Genomic DNA, 13,937 nt, shown 5'->3' with positions numbered 1-13,937 from the left:
AACATGTATTGCAAGGCTTTGGGGTGGCTGGTGATCCCGTTATTGGTCGTGTTGCTGGCCGCCTGTGGCGATCGGATGGAGTTACATCGAGCACTGTCCGAGCAAGATGCCAACGAGGTACTGGCCGAACTCGCGAGCAAGCACATCGATGCGCAGAAACGCCTGGATAAAACCGGTGTTTCAGTATTGGTCCCGACCCAGGATATTTCGCGGGCGGTCAGGGCGCTGGAGGCTGTCGGTCTACCTCGTCAATCCCGTTCAAGCCTGGGTGATGTGTTTCGCAAGGAAGGGGTGATTTCCTCGCCCTTGGAGGAGCGCGCCCGCTACATCTACGCCCTGTCCCAGGAACTGGAGCAGACCCTGTCGCAAATCGATGGGGTGATCGTGGCAAGAGTGCATGTGGTCCTGCCTGAGCGGATAGCGCCAGGCGAGCCGGTACAGCCGGCTTCGGCGGCGGTGTTTATCAAACACAGTGCTGATTTCGATCCCGACAGCGTGCGGCCACGGATCCAGCGCATGGTCGCCAGTAGTATTCCGGGCATGGCCAATGCCAATCAGCAAAAACTCGCGGTGGTCTTCGTACCTGCCCAGAACTTTAAGGAACTCGAAGATAACGTGGCCCTGGGGCCCTTCACCATGACTCGCGAACGCCTAGAGTTCTGGCAATGGATAGCGGCCATTTGTGCAATCGGTGTGTTGCTCTTGTTCGCCGGGTTGTTGGCTCTTAATCCCGCATGGCGACAACGTCTGGCAGGCCGAGTCAAATCTGGCGCAAGCCCGGCATCTGATCCTCAGTGAGACTGGCTAACCCGAGTCAATCGCTCTATTGGGTTCGCTGGTGGGCTCAGGGTTGGTGCGATACCCATGCCGGTTGGCAATTACCTGCCGAACCGCAACTGCCTCTGCCGATGCTGGAGCTTCTGCGCAAAACCCGCGGTGCCTGGCTGGATCGCCGATTGGGCTTCATGACGAGTATACCGCCCCCGCCGCCTATCGCGCTGTTGCCCTTGTTGCCCTTGGCACCCGAGCAATGGCAATACGTGTTTAATCTGGTTGTCACGGTGTGCGGTGGCAGTGTGGTGCGATCACCGAACCTGGTCGCAGAGCCAGACCATATCTGGTGTCGGCGCCTGGGCAAAGCGTTGCAACCCGGGCAGTGGTTACCTGCAACCTGGCGAGAATGCCGGGCCGAGGCGGTGGGGCTGGCTTTATTGCGAGCCTGGGTCGGGGAAAGGGTCTGGGGGAAACTGCGGCTGAGATTTCTGCGCTTTGACGTCGAAGAGGCCGAGCGCATGACCTGCGACACCATTCCCCACGTCAAATTGACCGCTTTGTGGCAAGCCGTAGCCTGGTATGTCCTGAACTTCACCCAGCAAGGACCCCCTCATGTTGACCCGTCGGAGCCTGACACTCGTCAGCCATCAGCAACGCATCAGTGAACCGCTGTTGCGTCGAGAGGTCATCGAGCGTTGCCTGTTGGCCGAACAGTTGCTCGAAGCGGTACAGGCCCAGGCCGACGCGCTGATCGAAACGGCCCGCGAGGATGCCCGACAATTGCGCGAGGAAGCCGGTGACAGGGCGCGCGCTGAAGTCTGGCAAGAGGCGAAAACCCTCTTCGAGGACTGGCAGGCGCAGCGAGAGCACATGTGGTTGCACATCGAGCAAAGCGCTCGGGAGTTACTGCTCCAAGGGCTGCAAATCGTTCTTGGGGAACAGCCCTTGGCTGCCCGCGTGGATGCGTTGTTCCTGCACTTGAAGTCAGCACAACCGGCTGATGAAGCGGGGATCTTGCATTGCCATCCGGACTTGCTGGAAGTCGTCGCCGAGCGCATGAAGGTCGACGGCAGCCGACCTTGGACCCTGCGCGCCGACCCGCTCCTGGGGCACGACGCGTTGTGCCTGCAAGGTGAGCAGGGGGATTTCAAATTGAGCTGGAGTGTTTTGCAGAGGTGGGCCTTGCCTTCAGCACCCTAGTAGTAAGCGGCTGGCTATCCCACCTTGCGCAATTACACGACGTAACCGCACGCAGCCCGCTTCGGCATGTCGAAGGGCGTGCATATGTTCTGGAATGGGTCGTATGGTCAATGAGTCGTTTAGGAGTTGTTCCCGTTGAAATTCGATTTAACTGAACTAGACACAAAATATGCAGGCGCGGCAGACCCGGCCCTCGGCCATATTCCGAACGATCTGATAGCTGCTATCCAGGATGTGTACAAGCCGGCGGGAATGCAATTGACGGATCTGGCTCTACGCGAGGCTGAGAGTGTCGAGTATGGTGCCTCCCGCTTTGGCCTCGACGGACACACCATTGTCTTCCGTGTGGCTAAAACAACGCCGACGAAGATTGGACAGTTCGTCACAATATGGAAGCGCCCGACGTCAGGCGGCATCATTGCACCTCTCGATGTCGATGATGGCGTAGCCTTTGTTGTGGTGAGTGTGTTCGATGCAACTCATCGCGGACAGTTTGTTTTCGACCAGAAAATACTGGCATCAAAGGGCATCATGGCGATTAACGGTAAAGGCGGTAAGCGCGCTATCCGCGTTTATCCACCTTGGGTCAAACCAGTCGCCAAAGAGGCCGTTAGGACACAACAATGGCAACTACGATACTTCCTTCCTCTTGAACAAAGCGGAAGCGCCGATTCCGTGCAGGTGCGTCGGTTATTTGAAGTTTAAGATCCTTATCCGTCATTCTTGAGCGTTCTGGGTAAGCCCGACGTCCACCTATGCGGCAGCAACTGATCAATTTCACTCGCCCGCTGCGTCGGCAGACGCGTGAGAACGTCCTTCAAATAAGCATACGGATCATGCCCGTTGAGTCGCGCAGATTGGATCAAACTCATGATCGCCGCCGCCCGTTTTCCGCTGCGTAGCGACCCTGCGAAGAGCCAGTTCTTGCGTCCAAGAGCCCAAGGCCGGATCTGGTTCTCTGCCCAATTATTATCAATGGGAACAGTTCCGTCATCGAGGTAGCGCGACAGCGCTGCCCAGCGTTGCAGACTGTAATCCAACGCTCTGCTGATAGCCGATCCTTCGGGTACAAGATCACGCTGCGCGATCATCCAGGCATGCAGCCTATCCATCACCGGTACGGCTTTTTCTTGCCGTATTCGGCGCCGTAAATCCGGATCCAGGTCGCGGACTTCACTTTCGATTTCGTACAGCAACTGGATATAGCGCAGGGCTTGCTCGGCGAGCATGCTCTTGTTGGTGGCATGCAATTCGAAGAACTTACGCCGCGCATGGGCCATGCAACCGATCTCCGTCACGCCGAGTTCGAAGCTGGCCTTGTAACCGCCAAAATCATCACAGACCAGCTTGCCCTTCCAGCCTTGCAGGAAGTTGCGAGCATGCTCACCAGCGCGGCTGGGACTGAAGTCATAGACGACAGCCGCTGTTTCGCAGAACTGGCTGGTGGCGTAGGCCCACACATAAGAGCGGTGAGTTTTCTTCGAGCCCGGAGCGAGCATCTGCGCCGGTGTTTCATCAGCATGGATGACTTGCTGCCCAAGCACCACGTCGCGCAGCGCGTCGACCAGAGGCTGCAACTGCACGCCAGCTACGCCAACCCATTGAGCCAACGTTGAGCGCGGAATCGCCAAGCCAGCTCGACCGAAAATCGACTCCTGGCGGTAAAGCGGAAGATGGTCGGCAAACTTGGCGATCATGACGTGGGCCAGCAGCCCGGCAGTCGGGATGCCCTTGTCGATGACCTGCGCCGGAACGGGTGCCTGGATCAGCGTTTCGCAGTCATCGCAGACCCACTTGCCACGGACATGGCGCTCGACGGTAAATACGCCGGGCGTGTAGTCCAGCTTCTCGCTGACGTCCTCACCGGGCGCTTGAGTGCACAGCCGCATGGGCAGTGGGTGTTGTCCGGTTCGTGATGGATCAACGTGCGTGGAAATTCTGCCGGCAGCGCGGTGCGCTTGGGCTTTTGCTTTTTCTCGGTCGCCGCTGACGCGGTTTGCAAGGCTTGAAGCTCAGCTTCAATCGCCGCGATATCGGTATCGATCAAGTCATCGAGCAAGTTGGCCTGCTGCGGATTCAACTGCTCGCTGCGCTTGGCAAACTTCAAGCGCTTGAGTTGTGCGATCTCATGGGTCAGTTTCTCGATCACCGTTTGGTCGCGGTTGATCTCTTGCCCATGGTCTCGACCGTCTTACCCATCGTCTCGACTTGCTGGTCGAGCGTCTCGACACGCTGTATCAACTGCGCCGCCAAAGCGCGCAGTTGTTCAGGGGTAAGGTGATCGAGATTGGGGAGCGAAATCATGCACTTTTGGTTGGCCAGTTCGCTTTGACGGTACCGCGCGGGTGCTGGATTTCAACGCAGATATTTGATGATGCTGCGTGCGAATTTGCTACGACCAGCTGCATGGGTAACGGAATGAATGCAGATTGCAGCGCCGTGCTTTTCTGCGCTTGCACCCGAATCCATTTGTGTACGAGGTTTGCGTTGAGACCATGGCTGAGCGCGATGCAGGCAATCGAAGCGCCGGGCTGGGCACACTCTTGAATGACTTGGGCCTTGAAGGACTTGGAGTAGGAACGGCGTTGTGGCTGCATGAAATACCCGCTTAAAAGGCTGGAACTGGTGTGCACTTAAATTTAGGTGCACACCATGTCCTGGCCTTGCGGGGCTGGGTAGATGAGTTGGCCGGACGGTTACCCCTAGCAGCCGTTGCCGCTTGAGTTCAGGGGGGCTGCCGGGAATGTATGTCGCGGGATAGAACCCTGCGACCGCCGCGCACTATTTCTCCATGCCGGGGAACCAAATTCGGCCGGTGGCCACTCAGGGAGCAGCAAACAAACCTGGAGTATCAAAATGCTTTCTTCAGACGCACTTCGACGCCGCCTCGACAACAACTTTGATCATGCGCAGAAAGGTCTGGATTCGGCAGCCATGAATATGGATGCCTTCTCCCAGGATGACTGGCATGCTTTCAACTCGGCCATGCGTCAATCCGCCACTGCCAGTTGGGCGGCCAACCAGGAAGTCCTAGTCAAACACAACCTGGCCAAGGCGATCCTCAATGAAATCCGCTGAGCTCATCGCCACTGTCGAAGGTTGGCTCGATAGTGGCGATGTTGAGCTGAAACTGAGTATTGATCACGCACCGATCAAGATTCAGCGGCGTCATAACGGTTTGTTGTGTATCGCGATGCTCAGCGTTAGCTGGTGCGGGGATGACGCAAGCCTTGAAGCGGCCCTGAGCCTTTGCGGTCCAAGCCTCGAGCGCTTCAGCGGTGCCTTGGCGCTCGACCCGACCGAGCGCCGCCTCTGCCTGCTGCTGCAACTGGAGTTTGATTGCACCGCCACGATCATTCATGCACTCGAGTCCCTGGCTAATCAGCGGGATGTCTGGGAGTCGATGCTCGATAACACGGCCACGCCGTTGCCCAGGCGTTTGAACCAATCCGGTTCAACAGGAAGGCTGTATGTTTAGGCGTCTCTGCGGGTGGTCGTTGCTCAGTGCTTTGGCTTGGCCGAGCCCTGCCACTGCCGCCGTTCCCGAGCAATGGCGGCAGTCGCCTTATGCCTATGAGGCGACGCAAACACCCTTGGCAACAGTGCTCGCTGATTTTGCCAATTCATTTGGCGTGAGTCTGGACGTGGGGGGGGTGTCAGGTGTGGTGGACGCCAAAATCCGTTCGGCCAATGCCCAGGAGTTTCTCGATCGGCTGGCCCTGGAGCATCAGTTCCAATGGTTTCTTTACAACGGCAAGTTGTATATCAGCCCGCAGAACACGCAATCGGCACGGCGCCTTGAAGTGTCTGCCGACGCTGTGCCCGATCTGAAACAGGCCCTGACCGACATTGGTCTGCTGGACAAGCGCTTTGGTTGGGGAGAGTTACCCGATGAAGGGATGGTGCTGGTGAGTGGACCGGCGCGCTATGTGGAGTTGGTCCGTAATTTCAGCAAAGAGAAAGTCAAGGCAGAAGACAAGCAGCAGATCATGATGTTTCCGTTGCGTTATGCGACGGTCGCGGACCGAAAGGTCAATTATCGGGACCAGAGCATAACGATTCCGGGAGTCGCCAATATTCTCGATGACCTGCTCAGCAGTCGGAGCTCACGATCCGTGACCCAGGATCCCCAGGCTAATATCCAGGCCTTGAAGAACATGAGCGATTTCAGTCGCAACAAAATCATGAGTTCGGCTAACGAGCGCACTTCCGGGCAAGCCGAAACCAATGGCAGCAAGACTTCGAGCAAGACATCGAGCAACCGCCGCGTGGCTGCGGATGTACGTAACAACGCGGTGTTGATTTTCGATAACCCGGAGAAACGCCCGATTTATGAGCAGTTGATCGCCCAGCTTGATGTCCCGCGTAACCTGGTGGAAATCGATGCAATCATTCTGGATATCGATCGTACGCAACTGTGGCGTCTGGAGTCGCGCTGGGGAGGCCGGGCCGGCTCTGTGCAGTTTGGCAGTAACTTGCTGACGGGTGGAGCTTCTACATTGTCCATTTCTGACTTCAACCGCTTTTTTGCCGATATTCAGGCCCTCGAAGGGCAGGGCGTGGCCTCGGTCGTCGCCCAGCCCTCGGTGCTGACCCTGGAGAATCAACCCGCTGTCATCGATTTCAGTCGCACAGCCTATATCCAGACCACCGGGGAGCGGGTCGCCAATGTCCAGCCCGTCACCGCCGGCACCAGCCTGCAAGTGATCCCCCGGAGCATCCCGGGGGGGGAGCAGAACCGCTTTCAGTTGATCGTCGACATCGAAGACGGTCAGCTCGAGCAAAGTCAGGATGACGCGATCCCTGGCGTAAAAAAAGGCACCGTCAGCACCCAGGCTGTGATCAGTGAGAACCGCTCTTTGGTGATCGGCGGATTTCATGTCGACGAAAGTGCTGACCATAATGATCGGGTCCCCATACTGGGCAGTCTTCCACTGATCGGGTCGTTTTTTTCCTCCAAACGTCAAAACGTTTCAAAGCGAGAACGAATGTTTATTCTGACCCCCAAATTGATTGGCGATCAGGTCGATCCTGCCCGCTATGTTGCTGCCGAGAACAAGCCGCAACTGGATACAGCGTTGGCACGCGCCAGGCAACCGGATAAAACCACGTTGCTGCGTGAAGCAATTTCCGTGGCGTTTGCCGACCTGGCAAAAGGGCGGGTTCCCGGTAATGCCAAAGAGGCAGTATCTGGAGCGATGGTGCATAACGTGTGTAGAGTGGGGCCAGGCTTGGTAATGGATCCAAAGCGTGGCCAGTGGTTTAGTGGTGCTGATTTCGATATTGCCGTAGGCGTGGTGCGAAATGCCAGCGATCACCCCGAACTGCTCGATGAAGCTTTTTGCGCGGGTTCGCAGACACTAGCAGTAACTGTTTCTCCGAGAGCGCGCTTGCAACCCGGTGAATCGGTTGAGGTTTTCATTGCGTTGCGACCAGCCGTTACACCGACAGTGCCAGGGCGAACATCCAGGGTATCGATGTTGCCTCTTTGAACGCTGGCACCCATTAAGTCATTACTTAGCCCCCAACCAAGTTGTTTCTATAGAGTGGCGCGCCTACGGAATAAGGCCGTCAGTAGACTCCAGCGACAGGAGACTGAAACATGAAATTCAGGTATTTCAGATTTTTTCTGATAATAAGCGTTTTATTTTTGAACGCCTGTTCTGCAATGACAGATAACACCTGCTCTTCAGTTGAGTGTCAGCAATTTGAGGCCCAGAACACTGAGCTGAAAGTCTGGTGGTCACCGGCTTTACGTAACAGCGTTGATGAATACAGCCTGGTACCTGTTCATGAGTGAGATGATTACGCATAGCGCTGATCAGCAGGATTTTCTGGCCTGTGTTGGCAAGGAGCGAGCAAGCATCTGGCGATGGGCGCCGGGTATCGAGTTTGTTTACCGCAAGGAAAGTATCGGCTGGGGGGTGGCATTGAATATTCAACGCAAAGCCCAGCGCCCCCACCTGTTTTCCGACACCCTCAAACGCCGCTTCGAGGATGTCGAGTCTTATGATGGCTATTATCTGTGTCTGGACAGCCAGCAAACCTTTGTGGTCTGGCACGCGGTGTCCAATGAGTGCCTCAGTGTGGCACTTATGCAAGGCCTGATAAACGGCTTGCTGGAGTTGGTGGGTTTGACGCATTTATCCTCCACTTCATCTTTAGTGGAACCCTTCGCCGTTATTCGTCCACTCAGAACGCGCCATTCCCTGGCGTAATCAATCCGAGGAAATGACGATGGCGAATACCAAACCTGATATCCAGCGTTTCATCGCCTGTTTGAGCGAAAAACTGGGCACTCCTCTGACGCTGCAGAACGGGGTGTGTGCGCTCTACGATCATGAGCAGCGTCAGGTAGCAGTGATCGAGTTACCCGAGCACAGTGACAGTGTGGTGTTTCACTGCCGGCTGGGTGGGATGCAAAAGGACGCAGGCAACCTGCAGCACCTGTTGGAGATGAATTTCGATGTGTCGACCTTGCGCGGTTGCTGGTTCGCCCTGGACCAGGGAGATGTGCGTCTGTGCACCCAACGCGAACTGACGGGGCTTGATGAAGAACACTTTTGTAATGTGGTCAGTGGGTTTATGGCTCAAGTGCAAGAGACTCGCGTCACCCTGGGGCGTTTGTTGAGTTGAGGGGAGGTCGAACTGCCCGGTGAAGTGTATTGAGGTTTAGCCGTTCAAGGCTTTGCCAGAACCTGAAATGAAAACGGACTCATAGCAATATGAGTCCGTTTTTTATGCGTGGGGACTTCCGGACAGAGATTTTGAGGCTGCCTTCTCGAACTCCGGGTACTGAATGATCAACCAGATTCAGGCCGGCCTGGCCGGCGTGGGAACGATCGAAAGAACCCTCAGCTTTTTAGCTCAAACCCATCTTTCTTCAGCGCACCAACTGTACTTTTCAGGCTTTGCGTGGGCTTGCCGAGTTCGCCGTCCAAGACGTATTTTTTTGGCGTGTCCTGATTCTCGCCATAAGAAAAGCTGATCTTGCCCAGGGTTTTAGTGACGATCAGAGCGGCGGAGCTGTTGGAGCTGAGTAACGGCAGCGGGGAGGTAAAATCTTCCTTTTGGCTGGCGCTCTGGAACACGGTAATGGCTTTGATCCGCATATTGTCGCGGTCAGCCAGCAGGGCTGCCAGAGCCGTTTGTGACAGCGCGCCGCTGCGACTGCCTTGATCGATCTTGTCCTGGACGTGATCCTTGAGTTCAAGTCGAACCCTAGCCAGGTTGCCATCGGAGGATTGCAGCTGTTTGATCAGGGACTTGAGCGTTGGGTCATCACGCAGCAATGCGCAGACTTGTTCGGCGTTGCTGGGTGAATGCATCGAACTCACCAGACTCATGACTTTGGACACCACCCCTTGCTCGCTCAGGCGCGACAAGTTGGTGTAGGAACTCTCGAAGCGTGCGCTGTCAAGCATGCTGTGTTTCTTGTCCGCCGCCTCCTGTTGAACCGAGGAGCGTTTCAACGCTCGCAGGGCCGCATATTGTTCGTCGTTTGCCACGGGCTTGTCGCAAAAGTACTGACTCAGCCCCTCAAGGTGTCGCTGGATTTTTTCCTTGGGTGTTGCTTCGGCGAATTCCGGCTGCCGATCATTGGCCAGCCTGCTGAGTTCTGCCTGAGAAGCACGATCCTTGAAGGCTGTGCCGAGACTCTTGGAGAGTTTGCTCAGGTTGGCGGTGGTCAAGGGGTTGGCTTGTGTATAAGACAAATCGATTCGCTTGGTGGTTTTCGAGTCCGCGGAAGCGCTCAGATTGGCACTTATCAAGGGTATGGCAATCGATTGCGATGCAGTGGCTTTCGTCGGATCCGTTGGATTCTTGGGGGCCGTGTGCGCTGCACTGAGTGGGGTACGGAAATAAACCCCGGCATCCAGCTTGTTCATCAGGCGCGCACGGTTCATCCCGCCTTCGCGCAGTTCGCTTTTATCGCTGCTTTTGGTCAGTGAATAATCAGTGAAGTTCAGCAAGTTGACGTTGACTGTTCCACCCATCCCGATACGGCTGGCGACTGATAATGGAGAGCTGTTCTTATCGGTTATGCCCAGCCCGACATTAAGTTCGGCTGTGCCGCTGGCATTAAGGTCGAAACTCAAGTGCATGCCATTTTGGGTTTTATGGTCGACGCCTTTTGTCATGATCTCCAGTGGGTTGAGTTTGCCGCTGAACAGGTTGTCGACAAAGTGATCGATGTCCTCGTCCGGTACGGTAAACACCACGCCATGGTGTTGGGTTGCGGTGGCTGTGGCGGTGAGATTCGCTCCCAAACGAATAGCCGGTACAAGTTGACGTTCGTTGCCCATATCGACCTTGGGTTCGTTTGGCCAAAAATTCTTGCTGGCGCCTACACCTGCGTTTGCCGTGCCTATACCCGCGTGTGACAGGTCAGCGATGATGCCATTTTCGCCTCGCGCGAACTTCAGGCTGTATTTGCGTCCGCCTGCCACTGAACCGCTGGGAAAGGGGCCTGTACCGAGTTGGGCCAGGCTAATGAAGGGGGTGCTCAGGCTCACCCCATAGCCGCTCTGCAGGCTGATCTCATCGTCGGGATGCTCCAGTTGCTTGAGCGATGCCTTGAGTTTATCTGCCAACTCCGCCTGGCTCTTGCTGCCGGTGGCCGCGCGCAAGTTGACGCTAATGGCATGGTCTTCTTTCTTGAGCCCTTTGCTGAATGCCTTGATCGCGTCATAGGAGTTTTCGAGGCTGGTGTGGTCGATAAAACCCATATCGGTAATTTGTTTGATCGGGTGTTCGGCATAGGTGTTGTCGCGCAACAGGTTGAATTTTTGCTGCAGTTGGTCCAGTTTTTTGCTGTTGTCCGCACCGGGAGGGATGGGCATCTCGGCGTAGTCGAGCAACATGCCGAAGTCTTTGAGGGTAATCACGTCAAGGGTCAGGCGAGACTTGGTCAGGGCCTGGCCGTCGCTGAAGTCGCGTCGCTGTCCGAGGGGCACATCGGCTTTCTGGTGGGCGATTTTCATGCCGTTGTCTTGTAACGTTTTGAGCAGCGCGCCCGTGTGGTTCTCGGCCGAAGGGGCGAATTGGGTCAAGACGTCTTGCAGTTCCTTGAGCAAGTCGTGCCCGGAGCTGTTCAGGTTGCGTTTCTCGGACGCAGTGGACAGTGCCATGCTCAGCGCAGTGCGCTTCGATGGCTCGGAAACTTCGCCATGAATGTTCAGCAGGCCCTCTTTCTGGCGCAGCAGTTTCGACTGCCCGTGCTGGTGCCCCAAGTGCATGGCCGCCCGGTGGCTGTTGTCTTCCAGCTCAGTGCGGAAGGCTTCCAGATCCGTGAGCAACCCGGCACCTGGCGCACCGAGGTCGAGCCTGGCGATACGCGATTTGAAGTCGTTCCCAGCTCCAGGAGCCTTACCTGAATCTTTGTGGATCATATCCAGGCGCTCAAACAGCTTGGACTCGGTTTCGTAAATCGGGCGCAGACCTTCACGGCCGTGATGATGATGTTGGATGTTGTTGCCGATATTTTTCAGCGGCCGAGGTATTTCCAGAGTGTTCTTGTAAATATGGGCCCGGAAAAATTCGGACGCGCTCGATTTGTTGCTGCTTTCCCCCGAGCGCCCCATCAGATTGATGGCGACGCGCAGGGTGCCACCCGTGAACGGGATGCGTTTGCTGTTTTCGCTGCCGCGTACATTGGTGAACAAGTCGTTCAAGGCATTGTGGTCGGTGGGACGCGGTATCAGTGGTTGCCATTCGCCCTGTTTGAGATGCACCTGGGTATGGCTTCTGTTACGCACGGTGGCACTCAGGCTGCCGTCGTCAGCGGTACGGATACTGGCTAGTAATCGCGGAGGATTGTCCGATGTCACGACCGGCTTCCAGTTGGCCTCGGGGCGTGCTTCGGGGGCTTGCCAGTCATCCTTGGCCAGGACAAACAACTCACCCTGAGTGGTCAATGCATGGAGGTTGTGGTTCTCGTCCAGCGCAAGGGAGCTTACTTTGTCGGGCAGACCATGGTGCGTCAGCTCGCTAGGGTCGCCGGTCTTGTGATGAGCCGTGAGCCTGTTTTGGTCGTCGCAGACGGCAAACTGCTTATCGTTGAGCATGGTGAAGGTGGTGACGGTGCGATTTTCCAGTCCCGGAAGTTCGTCGCCGACGCTCACGTTGGTCGAACGTGACGTTTGGGTCAGGGTGTGGCCGGTACCGACGGCCACCGGGGTGTAGTGGGGGCTGACATCGAGCTTGGCGATCTTTCCGTCCTTGAGCATGTAGGCCTTGTTGTCGGCGCCGCGCTGCAATTGCTCGACATCTTTGATGCCGGTGTCTTTCCAGTCCTGGGTGGTTGGGTCCCATTGCTGGATTCGCTTGTCGGTGATACCCATGCGGCCGGAAGGACCGAGGTCGAAGGTGTTGGCCGGGGTTGGGTCGGCACCACCGGCCAGGCCGCGCTTATTGTCCAGCACCAGCGCATCGGTGAGATTCCAGCTGCTCTTGAGACCCTTGCTCTGCTCGTCGAGCGGGTGTGCATGAGTCTGGCCCAAATGATCAGTGACCAGAATATGCAGCGCGCCGTCGTCGCCATGCATAAAGCCGGTCACCTGTTTGCCAGCACCGAACTTTTCTCCGACGGGCTGGAAGTCCTGCTCGGGTGCCAGGTTCAGGTTCCGTTCCCCGGTGTTCAACTCGTTGCGCCCGACGCTGTAGAGCTTGCCTTCGGTGTCGGCGATAAACAGTCGGTCGTTGCTCAGTCCGACACTCAGCGCCTCGGACTTCCCGTCATTGAGCTTCAGTCTCCTGGACGGCGACAGCTGGGCTTCCTGAAGCACATCCACTAAACGAATATCTTGCTGATCATGCTTGTGGATCAGACAAACAGCGACGTTGTCCGAGGCCACGGAGAACGTCTTGAGGTTCTTGAATATGTCGTCACCTTGCCCGTAGACAGCGCCATTGCCATGGGTCGATAGCTGACTCAAGACCTTACCCTCGCTGCCAGGTTTCGGCTCCCAACTGGTGGTAGAGGCGTTGAAACGATGCAGACGCCCCTCATGCACGCGCAGTTGCTCGCCATTCTTTTCTTCATGAATGCCAGTCAGTTGCGCGAGATGTGCTTTTCCGGGGATTTGCAAGGGGGTACTTTTGAGGCCGCCGGTGGCGATCTGAGTGTTGTTACCGTGGACTTCGAAAGTGGACGCGTCCCTGGTGAGGGCGCTCGATGGGGCTTCTGCCTGGCTGCTTCTCAGCACCACCAAGGCTGTGGGTGACTGCTTCAGGTGCAGCACACTGCCTTGTTGATCGAGCAGCAGATGATCCTGGCCGTTCTCCAGGCTGTGCTGCGCCTGGTAGGTTTGCTTCGGTTGGCCCAGGATGCTTTTCAGCAGGTCGGTTAGAGCCGGTGGGGTGAAGCCCAGGAAGTCGGGCTGGCCTTTGGCATTCAGGCTGATACCTGGTTTTTGCGCCGTGGTGGAATTGGGCTGCTGAAGATGGGCATTCTGGCCGCTGGAGGTGCCGGCCGTGTGATGGTTGGGTGGCAAGTAAAGACGAGGTTGCCGGTTCGTTAATTGCCGTAAATTCTCCGCGGTGTAATTGGGCTGCTGAGGATGGGCATTCTGGCCGCTGGTAGTGCCGTCCGTGTGACGGCTGGGTGGCAAGTAAAGATGAGGTTCCTTGATCATTAATTGTCGTAATTTTTCTGCGGCGTATTGGGGCGGCTGAGGATGGGTATTCTGGTCGCTGGAAGCGCCTGCCGTGTGACGGCTGGGTGGTAAGTGAGCATCAGGTTGCACCCTTTTCGAGGGTTGCGCCCCGGTGTTCTGATGCGGTCGGTCAACCCACTGCTTCTGGCGCATGCCGAAATTGGCGAGGCTGGACGAGGCGTTTTGGGTCGGCCGTTCGGACCGTTGCTCCAGCCCCGGTCGAACTGTCAGCCCTTGCACATTCGGGGTGCTGACAGCGGGTGTCGAGTTGATCGAATTATGAGGCATGGCGCTTTTCCTTCACGG

At 56.6% G+C, this 13,937-nt stretch carries 11 protein-coding genes and 1 pseudogene; 9 read left to right on the top strand and 3 right to left on the bottom strand.

All coding sequences use genetic code 11. From position 1 onward, the window contains the following. The first annotated feature begins 3 nt into the window (after window positions 1-3). The 4 genes from sctJ to AB7M29_RS24585 all read left to right on the top strand — a co-directional run bounded on the left by sctJ (window position 4) and on the right by AB7M29_RS24585 (window position 2,679). Window positions 4-798, top strand: coding sequence for a type III secretion system inner membrane ring lipoprotein SctJ (gene sctJ / locus AB7M29_RS24600; protein WP_217857188.1), 795 nt, complete (start codon window positions 4-6; stop codon window positions 796-798). Then, window positions 795-1,439 (top strand): hypothetical protein, encoded by a 645-nt coding sequence (locus AB7M29_RS24595; protein WP_217857187.1) that lies wholly within the window; start codon window positions 795-797, stop codon window positions 1,437-1,439. The genes sctJ and AB7M29_RS24595 overlap by 4 nt, the downstream gene beginning before the upstream one ends. Then, window positions 1,387-1,974 carry an HrpE/YscL family type III secretion apparatus protein gene (locus AB7M29_RS24590; protein WP_217857186.1) on the top strand — a complete coding sequence of 196 codons (588 nt, stop codon included), beginning with the start codon at window positions 1,387-1,389 and terminating at the stop codon, window positions 1,972-1,974. The genes AB7M29_RS24595 and AB7M29_RS24590 overlap by 53 nt, the downstream gene beginning before the upstream one ends. Before the next feature lie 135 nt (window positions 1,975-2,109). Then, on the top strand, window positions 2,110-2,679 hold the full coding sequence (locus AB7M29_RS24585) for a MepB family protein (RefSeq protein ID WP_217857185.1): 570 nt from the start codon (window positions 2,110-2,112) through the stop codon (window positions 2,677-2,679). Window positions 2,680-2,684: 5 nt separating this feature from the next. On the opposite strand, the pseudogene tnpC reads toward AB7M29_RS24585, so the two are convergent. After that, a pseudogene (gene tnpC, locus AB7M29_RS24580) lies at window positions 2,685-4,278 on the bottom strand (IS66 family transposase). Next, window positions 4,275-4,571, bottom strand: a complete 297-nt coding sequence (tnpA, locus tag AB7M29_RS24575; RefSeq protein WP_454248196.1) for an IS66-like element accessory protein TnpA — start codon at window positions 4,569-4,571, stop codon at window positions 4,275-4,277. The pseudogene tnpC and the gene tnpA overlap by 4 nt, the downstream one beginning before the upstream one ends. 259 nt (window positions 4,572-4,830) lie before the next feature. On the opposite strand from tnpA, the gene AB7M29_RS24570 reads away from it, so the two are divergent. The 5 genes from AB7M29_RS24570 to AB7M29_RS24550 all read left to right on the top strand — a co-directional run bounded on the left by AB7M29_RS24570 (window position 4,831) and on the right by AB7M29_RS24550 (window position 8,610). Further along, a complete protein-coding gene (locus AB7M29_RS24570) occupies window positions 4,831-5,052 on the top strand; it encodes a type III secretion protein HrpF (RefSeq protein ID WP_217857183.1) in 222 nt (73 codons plus the stop codon). Further along, window positions 5,039-5,452, top strand: a complete 414-nt coding sequence (locus tag AB7M29_RS24565) for a type III secretion system chaperone (RefSeq protein ID WP_217857182.1) — start codon at window positions 5,039-5,041, stop codon at window positions 5,450-5,452. Before AB7M29_RS24570 ends, AB7M29_RS24565 begins: the two co-directional genes overlap by 14 nt. Continuing rightward, window positions 5,445-7,466: a type III secretion system outer membrane ring subunit SctC gene (gene sctC, locus AB7M29_RS24560; protein WP_217857181.1), complete on the top strand. Its 2,022-nt coding sequence runs from the start codon at window positions 5,445-5,447 to the stop codon at window positions 7,464-7,466. The genes AB7M29_RS24565 and sctC overlap by 8 nt, the downstream gene beginning before the upstream one ends. A 300-nt stretch (window positions 7,467-7,766) precedes the next feature. Then, complete coding sequence (locus AB7M29_RS24555; RefSeq protein ID WP_225923184.1) at window positions 7,767-8,192, top strand: negative regulator of hrp expression HrpV; 426 nt, start codon at window positions 7,767-7,769, stop codon at window positions 8,190-8,192. A 19-nt stretch (window positions 8,193-8,211) separates the two neighbouring features. Beyond that, a complete protein-coding gene (locus AB7M29_RS24550; RefSeq protein WP_454248195.1) occupies window positions 8,212-8,610 on the top strand; it encodes a type III secretion system chaperone in 399 nt (132 codons plus the stop codon). Between the two features lie 218 nt (window positions 8,611-8,828). Here the strand turns inward: AB7M29_RS24550 and AB7M29_RS24545 are convergent, their stop codons facing one another. Next, window positions 8,829-13,919: an AvrE-family type 3 secretion system effector gene (locus AB7M29_RS24545; protein WP_454248194.1), complete on the bottom strand. Its 5,091-nt coding sequence runs from the start codon at window positions 13,917-13,919 to the stop codon at window positions 8,829-8,831. Between the last annotated feature and the right edge of the window lie 18 nt (window positions 13,920-13,937).

The sequence above is a fragment of the Pseudomonas sp. F-14 TE3623 genome (assembly GCF_053629015.1).
This window is presented reverse-complemented; position numbering and strand designations above follow the sequence as displayed.

Excerpts from the sequence above, each read along its gene's own strand:
- AB7M29_RS24550 (WP_454248195.1), top strand. The coding sequence starts at position 8,212 with ATGGCGAATACCAAACCTGATATCCAGCGTTTCATCGCCTGTTTGAGC.
- sctC (WP_217857181.1), top strand. The coding sequence starts at position 5,445 with ATGTTTAGGCGTCTCTGCGGGTGGTCGTTGCTCAGTGCTTTGGCTTGG.
- sctJ (WP_217857188.1), top strand. The coding sequence starts at position 4 with ATGTATTGCAAGGCTTTGGGGTGGCTGGTGATCCCGTTATTGGTCGTG.
- AB7M29_RS24545 (WP_454248194.1), bottom strand. The coding sequence starts at position 13,919 with ATGCCTCATAATTCGATCAACTCGACACCCGCTGTCAGCACCCCGAAT.
- AB7M29_RS24590 (WP_217857186.1), top strand. The coding sequence starts at position 1,387 with ATGTTGACCCGTCGGAGCCTGACACTCGTCAGCCATCAGCAACGCATC.
- AB7M29_RS24555 (WP_225923184.1), top strand. The coding sequence starts at position 7,767 with ATGAGTGAGATGATTACGCATAGCGCTGATCAGCAGGATTTTCTGGCC.
- AB7M29_RS24565 (WP_217857182.1), top strand. The coding sequence starts at position 5,039 with ATGAAATCCGCTGAGCTCATCGCCACTGTCGAAGGTTGGCTCGATAGT.
- AB7M29_RS24570 (WP_217857183.1), top strand. The coding sequence starts at position 4,831 with ATGCTTTCTTCAGACGCACTTCGACGCCGCCTCGACAACAACTTTGAT.
- tnpA (WP_454248196.1), bottom strand. The coding sequence starts at position 4,571 with ATGCAGCCACAACGCCGTTCCTACTCCAAGTCCTTCAAGGCCCAAGTC.